This is a genomic window from Saccharopolyspora tripterygii (genome assembly GCF_054778355.1).
Genome location: NZ_BAAGZP010000007.1, coordinates 45691 through 62942, shown reverse-complemented (window position 1 = coordinate 62942; position 17252 = coordinate 45691). Strand labels below are relative to the sequence as shown.

13 protein-coding genes and 2 pseudogenes are annotated in these 17252 nt (G+C 66.4%); 8 read left to right on the top strand and 7 right to left on the bottom strand.

The window, feature by feature from the left end; all coding sequences use genetic code 11:
- Positions 1-12: 12 nt before the first annotated feature.
- On the bottom strand, positions 13-456 hold the full coding sequence (locus ACYVF3_RS05025; protein WP_363794796.1) for a rhodanese-like domain-containing protein: 444 nt from the start codon (positions 454-456) through the stop codon (positions 13-15).
- A 382-nt stretch (positions 457-838) separates the two neighbouring features.
- On the opposite strand from ACYVF3_RS05025, the pseudogene ACYVF3_RS05020 reads away from it, so the two are divergent.
- Positions 839-1337 (top strand): annotated as a pseudogene (locus tag ACYVF3_RS05020) (transposase); the annotation flags it as partial.
- Between the two features lie 195 nt (positions 1338-1532).
- Here ACYVF3_RS05020 and ACYVF3_RS05015 read toward each other — a convergent pair.
- Entirely contained in the window at positions 1533-2621 is a 1089-nt protein-coding gene (locus tag ACYVF3_RS05015) for a BtrH N-terminal domain-containing protein (protein ID WP_363794794.1), read from the bottom strand.
- Positions 2618-4126 (bottom strand): MFS transporter, encoded by a 1509-nt coding sequence (locus tag ACYVF3_RS05010; RefSeq protein ID WP_363794792.1) that lies wholly within the window; start codon positions 4124-4126, stop codon positions 2618-2620. The genes ACYVF3_RS05015 and ACYVF3_RS05010 overlap by 4 nt, the downstream gene beginning before the upstream one ends.
- Positions 4127-4321: 195 nt before the next feature.
- Between ACYVF3_RS05010 and ACYVF3_RS05005 the strand changes: the two genes are divergently transcribed.
- Complete coding sequence (locus ACYVF3_RS05005) at positions 4322-4963, top strand: TetR/AcrR family transcriptional regulator (protein ID WP_363794790.1); 642 nt, start codon at positions 4322-4324, stop codon at positions 4961-4963.
- Between the two features lie 192 nt (positions 4964-5155).
- On the opposite strand, the gene ACYVF3_RS05000 is transcribed toward ACYVF3_RS05005, so the two are convergent.
- Positions 5156-5389: a hypothetical protein gene (locus ACYVF3_RS05000; RefSeq protein ID WP_363794788.1), complete on the bottom strand. Its 234-nt coding sequence runs from the start codon at positions 5387-5389 to the stop codon at positions 5156-5158.
- Positions 5390-5626: 237 nt separating this feature from the next.
- Between ACYVF3_RS05000 and ACYVF3_RS04995 the strand changes: the two genes are divergently transcribed.
- Both ACYVF3_RS04995 and ACYVF3_RS04990 read left to right on the top strand, forming a co-directional pair.
- Positions 5627-5818 (top strand): IS3 family transposase, encoded by a 192-nt coding sequence (locus tag ACYVF3_RS04995; protein ID WP_406692764.1) that lies wholly within the window; start codon positions 5627-5629, stop codon positions 5816-5818.
- 721 nt (positions 5819-6539) lie between these two features.
- The gene (locus ACYVF3_RS04990) at positions 6540-8183 is read left to right on the top strand and encodes a flavin-containing monooxygenase (protein WP_363794784.1); all 1644 of its coding nucleotides are present in this window, start codon (positions 6540-6542) and stop codon (positions 8181-8183) included.
- 151 nt (positions 8184-8334) lie between these two features.
- On the opposite strand, the gene ACYVF3_RS04985 is transcribed toward ACYVF3_RS04990, so the two are convergent.
- Positions 8335-9999, bottom strand: a complete 1665-nt coding sequence (locus ACYVF3_RS04985; RefSeq protein ID WP_363794782.1) for a sigma-54-dependent Fis family transcriptional regulator — start codon at positions 9997-9999, stop codon at positions 8335-8337.
- Between the two features lie 303 nt (positions 10000-10302).
- On the opposite strand from ACYVF3_RS04985, the gene ACYVF3_RS04980 reads away from it, so the two are divergent.
- The 3 genes from ACYVF3_RS04980 (at position 10303) to ACYVF3_RS04970 (ending at position 13656) form a co-directional block, all read left to right on the top strand.
- Positions 10303-11364, top strand: coding sequence for an alpha/beta fold hydrolase (locus ACYVF3_RS04980; protein WP_363794780.1), 1062 nt, complete (start codon positions 10303-10305; stop codon positions 11362-11364).
- Positions 11365-11415: 51 nt separating this feature from the next.
- Positions 11416-11718, top strand: coding sequence for an EthD family reductase (locus tag ACYVF3_RS04975; RefSeq protein WP_363794778.1), 303 nt, complete (start codon positions 11416-11418; stop codon positions 11716-11718).
- A 330-nt stretch (positions 11719-12048) separates the two neighbouring features.
- A complete protein-coding gene (locus tag ACYVF3_RS04970; RefSeq protein WP_363794776.1) occupies positions 12049-13656 on the top strand; it encodes a long-chain-fatty-acid--CoA ligase in 1608 nt (535 codons plus the stop codon).
- Positions 13657-13811: 155 nt separating this feature from the next.
- Here the strand turns inward: ACYVF3_RS04970 and ACYVF3_RS04965 are convergent.
- Both ACYVF3_RS04965 and ACYVF3_RS04960 read right to left on the bottom strand, forming a co-directional pair.
- A pseudogene (locus tag ACYVF3_RS04965) lies at positions 13812-15320 on the bottom strand (ISL3 family transposase).
- Between the two features lie 137 nt (positions 15321-15457).
- Positions 15458-16051, bottom strand: a complete 594-nt coding sequence (locus ACYVF3_RS04960) for a TetR family transcriptional regulator (protein WP_363794888.1) — start codon at positions 16049-16051, stop codon at positions 15458-15460.
- 163 nt (positions 16052-16214) lie between these two features.
- Between ACYVF3_RS04960 and ACYVF3_RS04955 the strand changes: the two genes are divergently transcribed.
- On the top strand, positions 16215-17174 hold the full coding sequence (locus tag ACYVF3_RS04955; protein ID WP_363794774.1) for a R2-like ligand-binding oxidase: 960 nt from the start codon (positions 16215-16217) through the stop codon (positions 17172-17174).
- Positions 17175-17252 lie beyond the last annotated feature (78 nt).

The following is a 17252-nucleotide window of genomic DNA, read 5'->3' as shown; positions in this document are numbered from 1 at the left end:
AGAGAGCAGCCCTCAGCCGCGCGGCCCGCCCCCGCCGGTGAGGGCCTCGAGCAGGGCGCGACCGTCCGTGCGGGGAGTGCGGTTGTGGGGCAGCAGTCCGAGCACGCGGGACATGGCGCAGGTGTTGCTCACCGCGGCGAATGTCAAACCGGCGCCGACGAAGCCGGCGACCCACTTCAGCGGTTCGTAGGCGGTGCTGGCCACGACGCCGGTGAGCACGAGCAGTCCAGCGACCAGCCGCACCTGCCGCTCCATGGCCCAGGTGCCCCGGCCGTGGTTAAGCTCGCCTCCCTGCTGCTCCCAGCCGGTGATGCCGCCGCGCAGCACGCTGAGCCGATCGAGCCCGGCGCTCTCCAGCAGCGTGCGGGCCTGCTCGGCACGACCACCCGAGGCGCACACCAGCACGCCAGGGTCGCCGTGCTGGGCGGTGAGTTCCTCGCGGTGTTCCCGCAGCAAAACTGTGATCAGTTCCGCCGCGCGACGACCGTTCGGCGGGTCTGGTCGGCTAGAGTCATCGACGCCATGATCCCCCTCCATGGCTTGCGGTACCCGGCTTGGCCGCCCCCCTCGAGCCGGGCACCGAACAGAAGATCGCCCCCGCATCGCGGTCGACGGACCCGTGAGATGCGGGGGCGGTCTCTCATCCGCCCGGCGCGTACCGTGGTCTCCGGTGCGCCCCTGTCGAAGCTGACCTCGGGAGCAGCTAGATGGCGCCGCTGAGCACGATGCGCGGCACAACACGAGGCGGGTACGGTTCCGCGTGCGCAGCGCGCCATCGGTGGCGTCGAGGCTGAGCGGCACAACGAGCGACTGCCCGGGCGTCTCCGAGCCCTACAGTGCTGCGTATTTTGATCTTGTGAAGCAGGCGTACAGCAGCAAAGAGGCGTGCCGGATCGTGGGGATCAACCCGCGGACCGGCAAGCGCTGGCGCAACGGAAGGCAGCCGACCGGAAACACGAAGGGTGCCCCACCGGTTCGTCCGGCGGGGCACCCCGATGTGTGTTCTCGGTACCTTGGCCAGCAGGAACGTCTCTACATCGCGGATCGGTGGCGGGACAGGCGAGGATCCGCACAATCGCCCGGGAGCTGGGGCGATCACCGTCGACGATCAGCCGGGAGATCCGCCGCAACGGGATGCCGCCGCGGGGAGACATCCGCAAGTGGGCATACCGGCCCTACTCCGCGCAGGACCGGGCACTGGCCCGGCGACCCCGCCCCAAGCCACGCAAGATCACCACGAACCTGCAGCTGCACCCGGTCATCCAGGCCCACCTGGACCGCAAGCTCAGCCCGAGCAGATCGCCGACCAACTACGCCGGGACTTCCCTCCGTGTCCGCGAGCGGACGGGGGTGAGGGTGGTCCAGCCGTGCTCGGCGAGTCGGGCGGTTGTGTGGTGCCAGGAGTGGCGGGTTTGTCCGGCGCCGTGGAGGAGGATGGCGGTGCCGCGTGGTGGGGTGGCTGGTGGCGTGCTCCAGTGGTTAGCGGCCAGGGTGAGTCCCGCGCGGCGGTAGTTGCGGAGTATGGGGGGCGGTCACAGATTCTCCGGGGCGTCAGGGCTGAGTTCGCGGGCGAGGAGGTCGAGCAGATCGGCGCCTTGCTGTTCGAGTTCAGGGAGATGTTCCGCGGTGTCGGCGAGCGCGGTGACGCGGGTGGTAGTGGAGGTGTCGGTAGTAGCGATGCGGGCGAGGTCGTGCCAGAGCTGGGTGAGCTGGTCGTAGAGGTCGGCGGCTTGTCCTGCGATGGGCAGGCCGGTGCGGTGGGCGAGGTAGTGCAGGTAGTCGGCTTGCAGTCGGCGGAACAGGCTGCCGCCCGTGCCGGCCTTGTCGATGAAGGCGGCCAGCGCGGTGAGCACCGTGTCCAGTTGCGTGGGGGTGAACACGTCGGGCCAGCGCCGCAGGTCGTCAACGAAGACGCTGAGGCCGTCCAGGCCGGCGCCATACGGGCAGTCGGTCACTCCATCGAGTTGACTGGCAGGAACCAGTGACTGGGGGTTTCGCAGGCCTCGGGCGGCGGCGTGGCAGGCGTCGGCGGCGGTGTTGGCCAGGGGTGGGAGGTGGGTGGGGTAGCGCAGGCGGTAGCCGGTGTGCCGGGTTGGTGCGGGGAATCCGGTGGAGCTGCGGGCGCGGGCGAGCGCGTCGTAGGGGACGGGTTGGGGGTCGGCGCGGTCGTTGTCGATGACTGTGGCGGTTCGGGTGTGATCGTCGTATCCGGTGATCACGATGTCGTGGCGGCTCATGCTCAGCCGCACCCGCAGGTACGGGAGGTGAGCGATGTCGGCCCAGCACAGCACCGGATAGCCGTGGTCGAGTTCCTCGCGGACCCAGGCCCAGCCTTCGTCGGGATCGTCGGTGGCGTGTTGGGTAGCGGTGATCCCGAGACGGCGGGTGAACCCGCCGGTGAGGTCGGGGCCTCGGCCCACGAGGTAGATCGGTGGCCTCATGGCGGGGTGGCGCAGGTAGGTGAACCCGAGTTCGCCGCCGAGGCCGAACACGGTGCCTTCGTCGAGTGGCGTCTCGTCGTAGGACAGCTGGGCCCAGTGCATCAGGTCGCGCAGCGCTCCCGACCCGCAGTGCCCGGCCACCTGGTGTGGGTAATCGCTGATGATGTGTCGTCCGGTCACGAGGTACTCCTGTCCTGTTCGGCGACAAGCGCAGGGTCGGTAGCGTCGCAGCCGTGGGTTTCCACTGTGTGCCCGCGGTTGCGTCCGGGCGCCCACACCGTGAGCGCGACGGCCGTGACCGCGGTAATCACGGCAAGGGCGCTGAGGGTGTCGTGGACCCCGTCGACGAAGGCGCGCCGCGCCGCGACAGCAAGACCAGGCCCTGCGGGAGTGTCGCTGGCGATCCGAAGAGCCACGGCCAGCGAATCACTGGCGTGGGCGCGGGCTTCTTCCGGAAGGTGAGTGATCGTCGGGGCGAGATGGGTGCTGTAGCTGCTGGCGAGTAGACTGCCGGCCAGCGCGATCCCCACTGCAGCGCCGAATTCCCGGGTGACGTCGTTGACGGCGGAGGCCACCCCCTGTTTGGCGCGAGGAACGCCGCGCACGATGGCGGCGGTGGCCGGAGTCGCGCAGATGCCCAGACCGAGCCCGAACACCCCGAGGAACACCACCAGCCGCGGATAGTTCTCGTCCACCCCCAGCCCGCCGATCCCGACCAGCGCGCCAGCCACCAGCGCCAGCCCGGCACCGGTCATCACCCGCAGCCCCACCCGCTCGCTCACCCAGGGCGCGAGTACCGCTGCCACTACCAGCGGAGCGGCCACCGGCGCCAACGCCAACCCCGCCTGCAGTGGTGAGTAGCCCCAGACCAGCTGCAGATGCTGCATCAGCAGGAAGAACACCCCGAACGCCGCCAGGAACTGCACCACCAGCGATACCGCGCCAGCGCCGAATCCGCGATCACCGAAAAACTCGACCTGCAGCAACGGTGCCACCCGTCGCCGTTCGACCAGCACGAATCCCGCCCCCGCCAGCATCCCACCGCCGAGCGATGCGACAACCAGCGCACTGTCCCAGCCGTGATCGGGTGCCTCGATCATCCCGAACACCACCAGCCCCACCGCCACCGCCGACAGCACCGCCCCCGGGACATCCAGCTCGGGCGCCGCAGGCTCACGTGACGACGGCACGAACAAGGCACTCACCACCAGCAGCAGTGCCAACGCGGCGGTGGCCACGAAGAGCGCACGCCACGGCCAGACCGCCAACACCACCCCGGCCCCGAGAATGCCCAGCACCGCACCCGCCCCAGCGAACCCCGCCCACACTCCCACTGCACGCGCAGCCTGCCGGGCAGGGAACTCCGCGGTCAGAAGTGACAGTGTTGCCGGCATCACCAGGGCCGCCCCCAACCCCGCAGCCGCCCGGCACACAATCACCCCGGTCGGAGTATCCACCACCACCGGCAGCGCCGAACCCACGGCGAACACGGCTAGCCCAGCCAGCAGTACACCGCGCCGCCCGAGACGATCTCCCACTGCACCCGCCGGCAACAAGACGCTCGCCAGCACCAAGGTGTAAGCATCCACAATCCACGTCGCTTGCGTCTGGCTTGCCCCAATATCCGCTGCCAACTCCGGCAATGCCGTCATCAGCGACGCCACCCCGGCCATCACCAACGCCACGGCTAGACACGACACCGCCAGCGTCCAGCCACGGCGTACTCCTCCGGGTTCCCCGGTCGGCTCCGCCACACGATCACCTACCAGACTCGACATTTGTGAACCGACAGTATTGGACCTAGACTAGTAGTTCCACAAGTCCGGTTCTCGATTAAGCTTGCTCATGTTCGCGCCGTCCTCCGGGTTCGCAGGAGATCGATGTCCACCGCCGCCCCCACACCCAGCACTCCCGACGAAGACCCGCGGCTGGCGCGCTCCCGCGCACGGCTGCTCGACGCCGCCACCCAGCTACTGGCGGAAGGCGGCATCGACGCGGTCACCATCGACGCGGTCACCCGAACCGCTGGCATCGCCCGCGCCACCCTCTACCGCCACTTCGGCACCGGCACCGAACTGCTCGCCGCCGCCTTCGAACGCCTGCTGCCCCCCGTCGCACCCGCACCCGCCCACGGCCCCCTACGCGAACGACTGCTCACGCTGCTGACCAACCAAGCCCACCTCATCGACCACGCCCCCCTGCAGCTGACCGTGCTGTCCTGGCTCGGCATGAGCATCGCACCAGCACCCTCGACCCCCACGCAGAGCGACCGCCCCCGCCTACACACCCTGCGCCGCCGCATCATCGAGCAATACCGCCAACCCTTCGACGCCGTCCTCACCAGCGACACCGCCCAGAACACACTCCACACTCGCATCGACACCACCAGCGCCCTCGCCCAGCTCATCGGGCCCCTCATCTTCAACCGCCTCGTCACCGGCACCCCCAACGACGAACAGTTCTGCATCCACCTCGTCGACGAGTTCCTTACTAGCCACACTCGACAACCGCCTCCGAGGTAACCCTGGGTGGCGCCGTCAAGGCCTTTCCGGTACGGACAGGCGGGTCTCATAGACAGCAGGGCGCTTATCGTCAATTGCTGCTGGCCCACTCGCCTGCGCCGCGCAGGATCTGCCTTGTCCCACCGCGGCCACCACACCGAGTGACGCGCCCCGGATTAGGTGGAGACTCCTCGTTTGAGCGAGGGATGTGGATCAGGCCCCGGAGGACGAGTTACTCGCGTGGCGTGCGCGATCGATGGTGGCGATGGCGTTGGTGCTGGCGCGCCAGGCGGAGTACGACTCGCAGTGGGAGGCGATCCGCTCGATCGCGGCGAAAGTGAACGTCTCGACCGAGACGCTGTGCAAGTGGGTCAGGCGGCGGAGGTTGATGCGGGCCAGACGTCCGGCACCTCGAGCGAGGATTCGGCCGAGTTGACGCGGCTGCACCGGAGAATGCGTAATTGCGGCGCGCAGACGAAATACTTAAGGCGGCGTCGGCCTTCTTTGCGCGCGATCTCGACCCGCGGTCGCCACGCCCGTTCGATTTTCACGGAACACAAGGGCTGACTCGGGGTTGAGCCGATCTGTTCCGTGCCGACCGATTTTGGCATCACGATCGCCCGTCCACATATTATGCCGCCCGGTTGTGCTGAAGTCGGAGCGTGACGAGCAAGACAGGAATTGATGGAAGAGATCCAACAAGTGCATGACGCCAATTGTCAGATGTGCGGCGCTCGGAAAATATGGCGACAGCTGAATCGGGAAGGTGTCCAAGTGAGTCGCGGCCGATTGAATCGGCCTGGCTGGGGCGGCGCGCGGCAAGACAGTGTGCAACAATCCTGGTCCGGGACGGCGTCCGTGCTGCTGACCTCGTGAAACGGCAGTTCGCGGCGGGGTGCGTCGAACTGGCTCTGGGGTACGGTCTTCAGCCACGTGGCGACTGGTCCGGCACCGTCTATGTGGTGTTCGCCGCGGATGTGTTCTCCCGTAGAATCGTCGGGTCGGGTGGACAGAGTATGCATGAGGACGATCTCATTATGGATACTCTCGAAACGGGGTTTGCGCGATCGAGGCTACCGTGTATTCGACGGTGTTTTTAAAGCGTGTGCACCGTTCCGACTCCGGGAGGATAGTACATCTCGTTGCGGTTCACCCAGTGTCTGATTGACGCGGGCATCGATGCGTCGATCGGAACGGTTGGCAGTGCTCTTGATAACACGCTCCCTGGAACCATGATCGGCCTGTACGCACGGAGCTGATTAAGCCGTAGTGGGCATGGCGCCTAAACGAGAAGTCGAAATCGCCACCGCCGCGCATGGGTGGAGTGGTATAGCAACCGACAACTTCACGAGGCCTGTGGCCATCGGCTGCCGACCGAGTTCGAGACCCTGTGCGAGTTAGCCAGCCTGGTCGCCTGACACCAACAACGAGCCTCCCCGAAGACTTGGGACGCTTCAAAGACCCTGCTGCCACCGATTGGTCTGGCTACATCCAGAAGTGCGGCTGCTCTAGGTGTTCGATTTTGGGACAGCGTGGTTGGTGGGGACAGGGTCGACGATGCCTGTGGTTATGACGCGCATCACTAGGAGGTGGACCCATGACGGCCGCGACTGACACCGCCCCACGGGTTAGGCAGGGCCAGGCGGACATCGTGCTCGACGCGGTGGTGCTCGGCGCCGGGGTGGCCGGCTTGTATCAGCTGCACCAGTTGCGCGAGCAGGGGCTGCGTGTGCGGGCCTACGAGGCGGGCTCCAACGTGGGCGGAACCTGGTATTGGAACCGTTACCCGGGCGCCCGGTTCGACAGTGAGGCCTACATCTATCAGTACTTCTTCGACGAGGTCCTCTATAAGGAGTGGAGCTGGAGTCAGCGGTTCCCGGACCAGCACGAGGTGGAGCGGTGGATGGACTACGTCGCCGACCGGCTCGACCTGCGCCGGGACATTCAGTTTTCCACGACGATCACTAGCGCGCACTTCGACGAGGACCGTGGGCGCTGGCTCGTGGGCACCGACCGCGGCGAGACGATCGACACGCAGTTCTTCGTCGCCTGCGGAGGTATGCTGTCCGCGCCGCTGGAGAACGTTTTCGAGGGACAGGACGGCTTCCGCGGATCGGTGTACCACACGTCCCGCTGGCCGAAGGACGGTGTCGAGCTGGCGGGTAAGCGGGTCGGTGTGGTCGGTATCGGTGCGACCGGCATCCAGGTGATCCAGACCATCGCCGCCGAGGTCGAGCACCTCACCGTGTTCGCACGGACGCCGCAGTACGTGCTGCCGATGAAGAATCCGGACTACGGGCCGTCTGAGCAGGCTTGGTACAAGAACCGGTTCGAGGAGTTGCGGGCCACACTGCCGCACACGTTCAGCGGGTTCGAGTACGATTTCGAGCACGAGTGGGCCGCATACACGCCTCAGCGGCGTCGGGAGATCCTCGAGGAGATCTATCAGGACGGGTCGCTGAAACTGTGGCTGGCCAGCTTCGGGGAGATGTTCTTTGATGAACAGGTCAGCGAGGAGGTCTCCGAGTTCGTCCGGGAGAAGATGCGCGAACGCCTCAAGGACCAGCGGCTGATCGACATTCTGGTGCCCACCGACTATGGGTTCGGCACCCACCGCGTCCCGCTGGAGCAGGGCTATCTCGAGGTCTATCACCGCGACAACGTCACGCTGGTCGGGGTCCGGGATAACCCGATTGCTCGAATCACCCCTGATGGCATCCAGCTCACCGACGGCACTGTCCACCAGCTCGACGTGATCATTCTGGCGACCGGTTTCGACGCGGGTACCGGGGCTCTGACTCGAGTCGATATCCGCGGCCGGGACGGCCGGTCGCTGGCCGAGGACTGGAGCCGGGACATCCGCACCACGATGGGCCTGATGGTGCACGGCTACCCCAACATGCTCACCACCGCCGTCCCGCTGGCTCCGTCGGCGGCCCTGTGCAACATGACGACCTGCCTGCAGCAGCAGACGGAGTGGATCACCGACGTCATCCGACACGTGAAGGCGCAAGGCAAGTCGGTGATCGAGCCGACCCAGGAAGGCGAGGATGCCTGGGTGGCCCACCATGAGGAGATCGCGAGCGCGACGCTGGTGCCGAAGACCCACTCCTGGTACATGGGCTCGAACGTGGCGGGCAAGCCGCGACGTCTGCTGTCCTACATCGGCGGGGTGGGCACCTACCGCGAGAAGTGTGACGAGGAGGCTGTCGGGGGCTACCCGTCCTTCCGGATGACCTGACATGAACTGACGCAGTCAGGCAGAGCGTTCACGCTGGTCTACGGTCGTGAGTGTTGCGCATGGTGAGCACCACTCGCAACACTCACGACCAGACGTCCGTCGGTCCCGGCGGCACAATCGAGTGCCGGACAGCGCGGTGCGGCGAGGGGTCTCAGATCGTGATGCCGTACTGGCGGATCTTGCGGTAGAGCGTGGAACGGGCGATGCCGAGTGCCCTGGTTGCTGCCACCCGGTTGCCGCCGGCCTCGCGCAACGCGGTGACGATGGCGTCGCGTTCGGTCTCGTCCACGGGGCGCAGCGAGCTGCGCGGCACGCTCTGACAGAACGTGGGAAGGTCGGCGGCCTCGATGACACCCACCGGCCGCCGTGCGAGCGCGGCCGACAGGGCTCGTTTGAGCTGCCGGACGTTGCCCGGCCAGTCGTAGCCGCCGAGTACGCGCATGGCATCGCGGGACAGGCAGGTATCGCGATGCGGCGCGAGATCGGTTAGCAACGCCTCTACCAGGCCGGGCAGATCGGACCGGCGATGGCGCAGCGCGGGAACGATCGCCGAGGCGCCGAAGGTGGCCAGCAGCCGTTGGTAGGAGGCCCGCTCGACGATAGCCTCCGAGGCCGTCGCGGCGACCGTCCCCGAGACCCTGCCGGGGGTACCGTCGGGCGCGGGGCCCAACGCCTCGGCGAGCCTGCTGAGGGACTTGGCGTGCAGCCGGTCGATGTCTCTGAGTACGTACAGCGTCGGCTCTGAGGCCGGCTCCCGGAGGCGAGCGCAGATCTGCGACGGTGCCGCCGCGACCTCGTCGGCGTTCAGCGCGATGACCTGTCCTGATCCGGAGGCGAGCCGGTGCAGCTCGGCCAGCAGGGTGCAGCGGCCGGTCCCGGGTTCGCCGAGGACCAGGACCGGGGTTCCGGCACGGATCGCGGTCTCGACGGTGGCCGCCGCCGCACGCCATGCCGGCGACCGGCTCTCCAGCATCCCGTGGCGCGGGGTGTCGACTGTGGTGGAACGCGGCCGGCCGTTCTCGATCATCAACGGGGTGGGGCGCGGGAGGTCGGGCTGGGTCGAGACGACGGCGACCATGCCCGCGATGTCACCGCCCACCTCGACCCTGGCGCCGCGCAGGCGGACGCAGGTGCCGGAGGGCAGTTCGACCTCGTCGTCCACGGTCGCGTGTCGCGACATGACGAACCGGACGTGGTCCTGCAGCACCTCCTGGTCACGCGCGTCGAGAAGGTCCCGCAGCGGTGAGTTGCCCAGCACGGTCCGCCGGCCGACGGCCAGCACGGCCTGCCTGCTGCGCGTCTCCACCCGCGAGTAGGCGTCGAACAGCGCCTGCTGTGCCTGGTCGCGGTCTGCCAGCAGGTTGTGCTCGATCTGTCGTGCTGCGGAGCGGACCAGCGAGTGCATCAGCGGCGTGGAGTGCTCGCTCATGCAGCTCAGGTCGAGCACGCCCTCGATCCGTCCGGTGAACGGGTCACGCACCGGCGCGCCCGCGCACGCGAAGTCCTGCAGCGACTCCACGAAGTGCTCGGCGCCCACCACGTGCATCGACTCACCGAACTCCAGCACCGTGCCGACGCCGTTGGTGCCGACCGCTCCTTCGGCGTAGTCGAAGCCTTGCGCGAAGTACACCCGATCGAGCATGCGCGCGATCCAGGAGTTGCTGTCCCGGCGGCTGACCAGGCGGGCGCGTTCGTCGGTGAGCGCCACGCTGATCGGGAGGTCGGCGATCTGTTTGGAGAGTTGATCCAGTACGGGCTGTGCGCAGCGGACGAGACGAGCGTCGAAGTCGAGCTCTGGAGAGTAGGGGGGAGCCACCTCGTGTGGGGGAACTCCTCGGTCAACGCTGCGCCGCCAGGATGCGGCCACGTGGCCTGGGACTCCGCGCAGTTGGAGGTCTGCGTTCTCGATCAAGTCTGCGCGGGCTGCGGCAAGCAGGAGCCGCTGATCCGCGAGTTCGCCCATCGGTCCACCACCTCCTTGTGGCATCACACACAGAGCGAGATGTTGCCATGATGCCCCAGAAGTCAAGGCCGTGACGTGTCCCAATTTCGGACACTTCGCGGGCCCGCGACACATGCACAGTGGGCGCACGCCAGGGACCGAAACGGGAGGCCAACGATGATCGACAACCCGTACTACACCCAGGAATTCCACGGCGACTACGAGCTGATCAGCATCGGCAGGCTCGACCTCGAGGAGGGCGGCTCGATTCCCGACTGTCAGCTCGCGGTCGCGACCTTCGGCACGCTGAACGAGGCCAAGGACAACGCCATTCTGGTCACCACCTGGTACTCCGGCACCCACCAGGTGTGGCGGGAGAACTACATCGGAGCAGATCACGCGCTGAATCCGGACGAGTACTTCATCGTCGTCATCAACCAGATCGGCAGTGGGCTCTCCACCAGCCCGCACAACGCCGCGGGCGCCAACGCGGAGCTCGCGATGTCGAAGTTCCCCCGCGTGCGAACCGGGGACGATGTCGTCGCCCAGGAGCGCCTGCTGCGCGAGCACTTCGGCATCGAGAGGCTGCAACTGGTCGTCGGCGGCTCGATGGGTGCTCAGCAGACTTACGAGTGGGCCGTCCGGTTCCCGGACAAGGTCAGGCGGGCGGCGCCGATCGCGGGCACCGCGCAGAACACGCCGCACGACTTCCTGTTCGCCCAGGTGCTGTGCGAGGCGATCACCTCGGACCCCGGGTTCAACGGGGGCGAGTACGGGTCGAACGCCGACGTGGTCGAGGGACTGAAACGGCACGCCCGCATCTGGGCGGTGATGGGCTTCTCCACCGAGTTCTGGAAACAGGAGGTGTGGCGCGCTCTGGAGTTCCACACCAAGGAGGAGTTCCTCGAGGGCTTCCTGGAGCCGTACTTCACCGCCATGGACCCCAACGACCTGCTGTGCATGGCCTGGAAATGGCAACACGGCGACGTCGCCCGCAACACCGAAGGCGACCTGGCCGCCGCACTCGGCCGGATTACCGTGCCCATGTTCGTGATGCCGATCAACGAGGACATGTTCTTCCCCGTGCGCGACTGCCGCGCCGAGCAAAAAATGGTCAAAGGCAGCGAACTACGGGTGATCGACGACGTACTCGGGCACCTCGCACTGTTCGCCGTCGCCCCCACCTACATGCCCCAGGTCGACCAACACCTCGGTGAACTACTCGCCCGCCCAGCCTAAACCTCCTGAGTTAGGTGCAGAACAGCCGAAGAATCGGAAGCAGGACCGCTGATGTATCGCTTGATCGTGTGTTACGGGCACCCCGATAACCGGGCCGCCTTCGACCAGTATTACAACTCCACCCACCGCCCGCTGGCCGACAAAATCCCTGGAGTGCGGCAGTGGCATGCTGGCAAGTGTACGACCCCGGACGGATCCAAGCCGCCGTACTACCTGGTCGCCGAGCTCGTCTTCGACTCGAAACAAGCCCTCGAGGCCGGACTCGCTTCCCCAGAGGGCCAAGCCGCCGCTGCGGACATCGATAATTTCGCCACAGGTGGCGTGACCATGCTCATCACCGACGACTGGATCTAGCCGCGATCTTTCATGGTGATCCTCGGACGGGTGTCCCACGCAGCGCTGCTGAAGATTTCCTACACCGACATCTCCTTCGCGTTCAGGGCACAACACAGGTCTTGACAATTCCTCGCTGGCACCCCGAAGCGGTGGTTAACGCGTGTCCAAGTGAATAGGCTTGCCGTTTGTCCTCCGGAGATATCCGACCGAGACGCCGGGTGCTTCGCATGGGGTTGCCGCCGCGTCTCCGGCTCGGCAAGTATGACAGCGGCGCGACCACATTGACCTTGACGAGGAATGCCGTGTTGTACAGCCTTATTGCACGATCACGAAGATCGGAGCCCAACGATGAAAGTTCCACTGAGCCCTCTGCAGTTCGCACGCCGCACCCGCAGGCTCCACCCGTGGCGCGAGGCGGTGGTGGACGGCGAGCTTCGGCTGACCTACGAGGAATTCTTCACCAGGTGCGACCGGTGGTCGGCGGCGTTGCAGCGGATGGGAGTGTCCAAGGGCGACCGCGTGGCCTACATCGCGCCGAACACGCATGCACAGCTGGAATCGTTCTACGCGGTGCCGCAGCTCGGCGCGGTCCTGGTACCGGTCAACTATCGGCTGGCGTCCGACGATTTCGCCTACATCCTCAACCACTCCGGCTCCAAGGTGGTGTGCGCACACGGGGACCAGCTGGACAAGCTGGACAAGATTCGCGATCAGCTGCCCCACGTGGAGCACTTCGTCGCCCTGGAGGAAGCCCGCGACGGCTGGGAGGACTACGAGGCGCTCCTCGCGGCATCCGAGCCACACTTCACACGACCGGACATCGACGAGAACGACCTGCTGACGATCAACTACACCAGCGGCACCACGGCCCGCCCCAAGGGCGTCATGATCACCCACCGCAACGCCTACATGAACTCGGTGGGCACACTGATCCACCTACGTCTGGACACCGGGCAGGGCTACCTCTGGACGCTACCGATGTTCCACGCCAACGGGTGGACCTACACGTGGACAGTCACCGCGGCCGCCGCCAAGCACGTCTGCCTGCGTGCCGTCGAACCCACACGCGTATTCGAACTGATCCGCGCTGAGGACGTGCAGTGGCTGTGCGCGGCGCCGACCGTGCTGATCTCGCTAGTGAGCGCACCCGAGGACGTCCGAGGAAACCTCCCTCCGGGCGTCCGGGTGGTCACTGCTGGCGCCCCGCCGGCGGCAGCCACCATCCAGCAACTGGAGCAGGAGTTCGGCTGGACCATCACGCAGGTGTACGGGCTCACTGAAACCGCCCCGTTCATCACGGTCTGCGAACCGCTGCCGGAGCACGACGGTCTGTCTCCGGACGAGCTCAGCGCTGTCAAAGCGCGGCAGGGCGTCGCGCTGATCACCTCTGGCGAGCTCAAGGTCGTCGAGGAGAACGGCGATGAAGTCCCGTGGGACGGTCAGACCATCGGCGAGATCGTGATCCGGGGCAACGTGGTCATGGATGGCTACTTCCGCTCCCCAGAGGCAACGGCCGAAGTCCTGCGCGACGGCTGGTTCCACACCGGCGACGCGGCGGTCACCCACGCCGACGGCTACGTCGAGATCCGGGACCGCATCAAGGACGTCATCATCTCAGGCGGCGAGAACATCTCCTCTGTCGAGTTGGAAGGTGTGCTGCTGCGGCACGAGGGCGTTCAAGAGGTCGCGGTCGTGGGCGCGCCAGACGAGAAATGGGGCGAGACACCCCACGCCTTCGTCGTTCCCGTCGGCGAGACGCCGGTTACCGGTGACGAGCTGATCGCGTTCGTGCGCGCGAACCTCGCGCACTTTAAGGCACCGCGCCAGATCACGTTCGTATCCGAACTCCCCAAGACCGCCACCGGCAAGATCCAAAAGTACGTGTTGCGTGGGAGAGATTCCGCGATCTCGCAACAGGGGCCAACGCCCGGTCAACGACCATCGAAGGCAGGGTGAGTAAACCGACGAACGCGGCGATGATGAGCCTACGTACCCGTGCTCGCCCGCCCGTTGCGTCCGATCCCGCCCGCACCGTCAGTCCAGCAGCCTTCGGCCCGGGGGAGTGTCGGGTTTTCGGCTCAGGCTGACTTTCGGTGGTGACGGTGTGTGTCTCATCCGAGTAGGATGCGGTGGTGGAGCAGAGTGTAGCCTACGCGGCCGCACATTTGTCGCTTGAGTAGCTTTGTTTTGGTGTTCACACCTTCTGTTCGTCCATTGTGGAATTTTAGAGTGAGTGCGGCGTTCACGGCGGGCCGATCGAGGTCGAGGCCGCGGGTGAACGCGTGGAGGTGGGGCAGGTCCTCGGCTCGGGCCTGCGCGATCCAGCTGGACAGGCGCTCGTCGTTGTTGGGGGTCGGGTGTGAGTAGTGCGGCGAAGTCGCGGACAAGGGCGGTGAGTGCGGTCATTTCGGGGCAGGCGCTGGTCGCGGCGTAAATCCGTTCTCGCTGATGGTCGTGGAGCGTGTCCGGGTGAGTGAGCATGTAGCGGGCGAGTCGTCTGGGTGAGGTCGCGGGCCGGTCGGATTCGACGCGTCCTTGTGTGATGTAGCGATACAGCAGGTTCTGGCTTCCGGTACAGCCGAGCTCGGTGATCTCCTGAAGCAACCGGGGTACCGACACCGCTGGATCTTCCGCAGGGCGGCGACGTAGGTGGTCGCGGAACGGGTCGACCAGGGTTGGCCGATACTGCGGAGCGCGCACCAGTCGTTCGGGCGCTTCGATGCGGGCGTAGCGCTTGACCGTGTTCAACCCCAGGTTCAACCGGCGGGAGATCTCCAGCAGTCCGGCGCCGCGATCAAGCAGATCATGCACTTGCCGCCAGCGCTCCCGAGTCGTGGTGGCGCGCTTGCCCTCCTGTAGTGGTGGGCCTGTCTTGCCCCAGCACGCACTGCGGGCGGCGACTTCCTTGAGGACGGCCTCGGCGAGGTTGTGCCAGAGATGCCACCGGTCGGTGACCTGCACTGCGTTGGGTAGTGCGCGGCGGATCGCTTCGGTGTAGGCCCGGAGCCATCCCAGCACACCACCGGCACCCCCGGGAGGCCGCGTAACCAGGCTACCAGCTTGTCCGCCGTGCGGTCAGCCAGGACGTCGACGCGTTCACCGGTGACCGCGTCGATGATCACGGTGGCGTAGCGCTGCCGCTTACGCAGGGCGAAATCGTCCACCCCGATCACCGGCGGCACCGGCCGGTCGGGCATCGGCAGCCGCAATAGCGTCCGCAGCGCGATGTGTCATGATAATCCGATACCGAGCCTCGCCCGGACCCGAGTGCCGGCGCGCCCAGCCGACTCCCGCACGACATGGCCCACCTGCGTGGCCAGCAGGGCGGTACGGCGCTGATACCGCTCCGCCACACTGGTTAGGGGCTCGCGGAACGTCTGCCGCGAACAGTCCACAGTGCAACACCGCATCCGCCGTGCCCGCACGCGCACCACGACGCGTCTTCCGTCCACCGGCACGTCGGCCAGCGACCGCTCGACATAGCCATGTACCCGCCCCGTCTCCACAGCGCATCCCGGGCAGGCCACCGGCCATGACCGCGTCGATGCCCGGACAGCAATCGTCCCAGCCTCATCCTCGATACCCAGGATGACCAGGGAAGACAATCCCGAGAACTCCAACGCAAGAAGTTGATCAACGTCGCACCAGCGTTACCCTGGCACAACGCTCTGTGGTCAGTCGGCCGACCCTACGTCAGCACCGAAAGTGAGCCAGAGCCGATCGACGGACAGTCCCGCCTGCGGCAGTCCCCCACCGGTCAGTGCGGTGCAGTGAGGGCCCGGAGTGCGAGGGTGGAGAGTTTGCGGGCGGTGCGTTCGGGGGTGTCTGTAGGCAGGACGATGTGGCTGACGGTCAAACGGACGAGGGAATCGGTGACGATCTCGACGGTGTCGGTGTCGAGGTCGGGCCGGGTGCGGGTCAGGAAGTCGATCACTACGGTGCTGGCGGCGGTGAGGACTGGTTCGGAGCGGGTGGTTAGCAGGGGCAGCAGGCCGGCGGTGTCGGTGCGGGCACTGGTGAGCACGGCATGGACCAGCGGGTTGGTGGCGGCTTGTTCGAGGGCGTAGCCGACTGCGGCGGTGACGGCTTTTTCGAGGTCGTCGGCATGGCGGGCGAGCTGTTCGGCGACGCCGGTGACGAACTGGTCGGTTTCGCGCTGCACGAGCGCGGTGCCGAGTTCGTCTTTGGAACCGAACTCGTTGTATAGCGTCTGCCGGCTGACTCCGACCGCTGCTGCCACTTGGCCCATGCGCACGCTGGCCCAACCGCGCTCGCTGACCAACCTGTGGGCGGCGTCGAGCGCGGTGGTGCGTAGCTGCTGGCGCACGATCTGGCGAAACGAGCTTCCCATCGGTGGCACACAGCCAACGCTACGGCCTCGCCCGGGCTCCCCGGGTGGCCGGTATCGCCTCCAAGGTAGGGCCCTTGCCGTCGGCATCTTCACCCGCCTTGACAAGTTTGCAGTTTGAGTCCACAGTTTTGACACCTAGTCCGCCATTGTCAAAGGAGATGTGATGTTGGGGACGAGTCGTGAGGGCTTCGCGAGTCTGGGTGAGGGCGGGCTGAACTGGCAGTCCTTCCCGATGCGGTTGTTCGTCAAGGGCAACGCGGGGTTTTGGAATCCCGCCGAGATTGACATGCGCCAGGACGCGCACGACTGGGCCAGTCTGACGGAGTTAGAGCAGCGCTTGGCGGCTACGCTGTGTGCGCAGTTCATCGCCGGTGAGGAGTCAGTCACACAGGACTTGCAGCCGTTCATGGCCGCCATGGCCGCCGAAGGCCGATTTCACGACGAGCTGTACCTGACCCAGTTCTGCTTTGAAGAAGCCAAGCACACCGAGGTGTTCCGGCGCTGGCTGGACACGGTGGGTCTGACAGGCGATCTGCATGAGCATGTGGCCGACAACCCGGGTTATCGGGCGGTGTTCTACGAGGCGCTCCCGCAGAACCTGCGAGCACTGAGCGCTGATCCTAGTCCCGCGGCCCAGGTGCGGGCGTCGGTGACCTACAACCACGTCGTCGAAGGGGTGCTGGCGCTGACCGGCTACTACGCCTGGGACAAGGTGTGCCGCAGTCGCGGCATCTTCCCCGGCATGCAGAAGATCATCAAAATGATTGGCGATGACGAACGGCGCCACATGGCCTGGGGAACCTTCACGTGCCGACGGCACGTAGCTGCAGACGAGGAGAACTGGACCGTGGTGGAGCAGACGATGCAGGAGCTGCTGCCGCACGCCGTGGCGCAGATCGAGCACGTCTTCGCGGCTGTGGACGAGGTACCGTTCGATTTAAGCAAAGACGAGTTGGTCTCCTACGCCATGGACAAAGGCACCCGGCGACTGGAATCGATCCAATCCGCCATGGGGGCCGATCTGTCCACGATCGACACCGACGCCAGCCCCGAGCACCTCGAAGAACGCTTTCACCGCGAGGACGAAGCCGCCAAGGCCACTCGTACGCGGGCTGAGGCTTAAGTAACGGGCATCCCGTGCCGCGGTGCGGTGTGTACTGCGGCACACTGCCCAACGCCCATGAGCGCGTGAGAGACGAGA

Excerpts from the sequence above, each read along its gene's own strand:
- ACYVF3_RS05005 (WP_363794790.1), top strand. The coding sequence starts at position 4,322 with ATGTCCACCGCCGCCCCCACACCCAGCACTCCCGACGAAGACCCGCGG.
- ACYVF3_RS04995 (WP_406692764.1), top strand. The coding sequence starts at position 5,627 with ATGGAAGAGATCCAACAAGTGCATGACGCCAATTGTCAGATGTGCGGC.
- ACYVF3_RS04990 (WP_363794784.1), top strand. The coding sequence starts at position 6,540 with ATGACGGCCGCGACTGACACCGCCCCACGGGTTAGGCAGGGCCAGGCG.
- ACYVF3_RS04980 (WP_363794780.1), top strand. The coding sequence starts at position 10,303 with ATGATCGACAACCCGTACTACACCCAGGAATTCCACGGCGACTACGAG.
- ACYVF3_RS04975 (WP_363794778.1), top strand. The coding sequence starts at position 11,416 with ATGTATCGCTTGATCGTGTGTTACGGGCACCCCGATAACCGGGCCGCC.
- ACYVF3_RS04970 (WP_363794776.1), top strand. The coding sequence starts at position 12,049 with ATGAAAGTTCCACTGAGCCCTCTGCAGTTCGCACGCCGCACCCGCAGG.
- ACYVF3_RS04960 (WP_363794888.1), bottom strand. The coding sequence starts at position 16,051 with ATGGGAAGCTCGTTTCGCCAGATCGTGCGCCAGCAGCTACGCACCACC.
- ACYVF3_RS04955 (WP_363794774.1), top strand. The coding sequence starts at position 16,215 with ATGTTGGGGACGAGTCGTGAGGGCTTCGCGAGTCTGGGTGAGGGCGGG.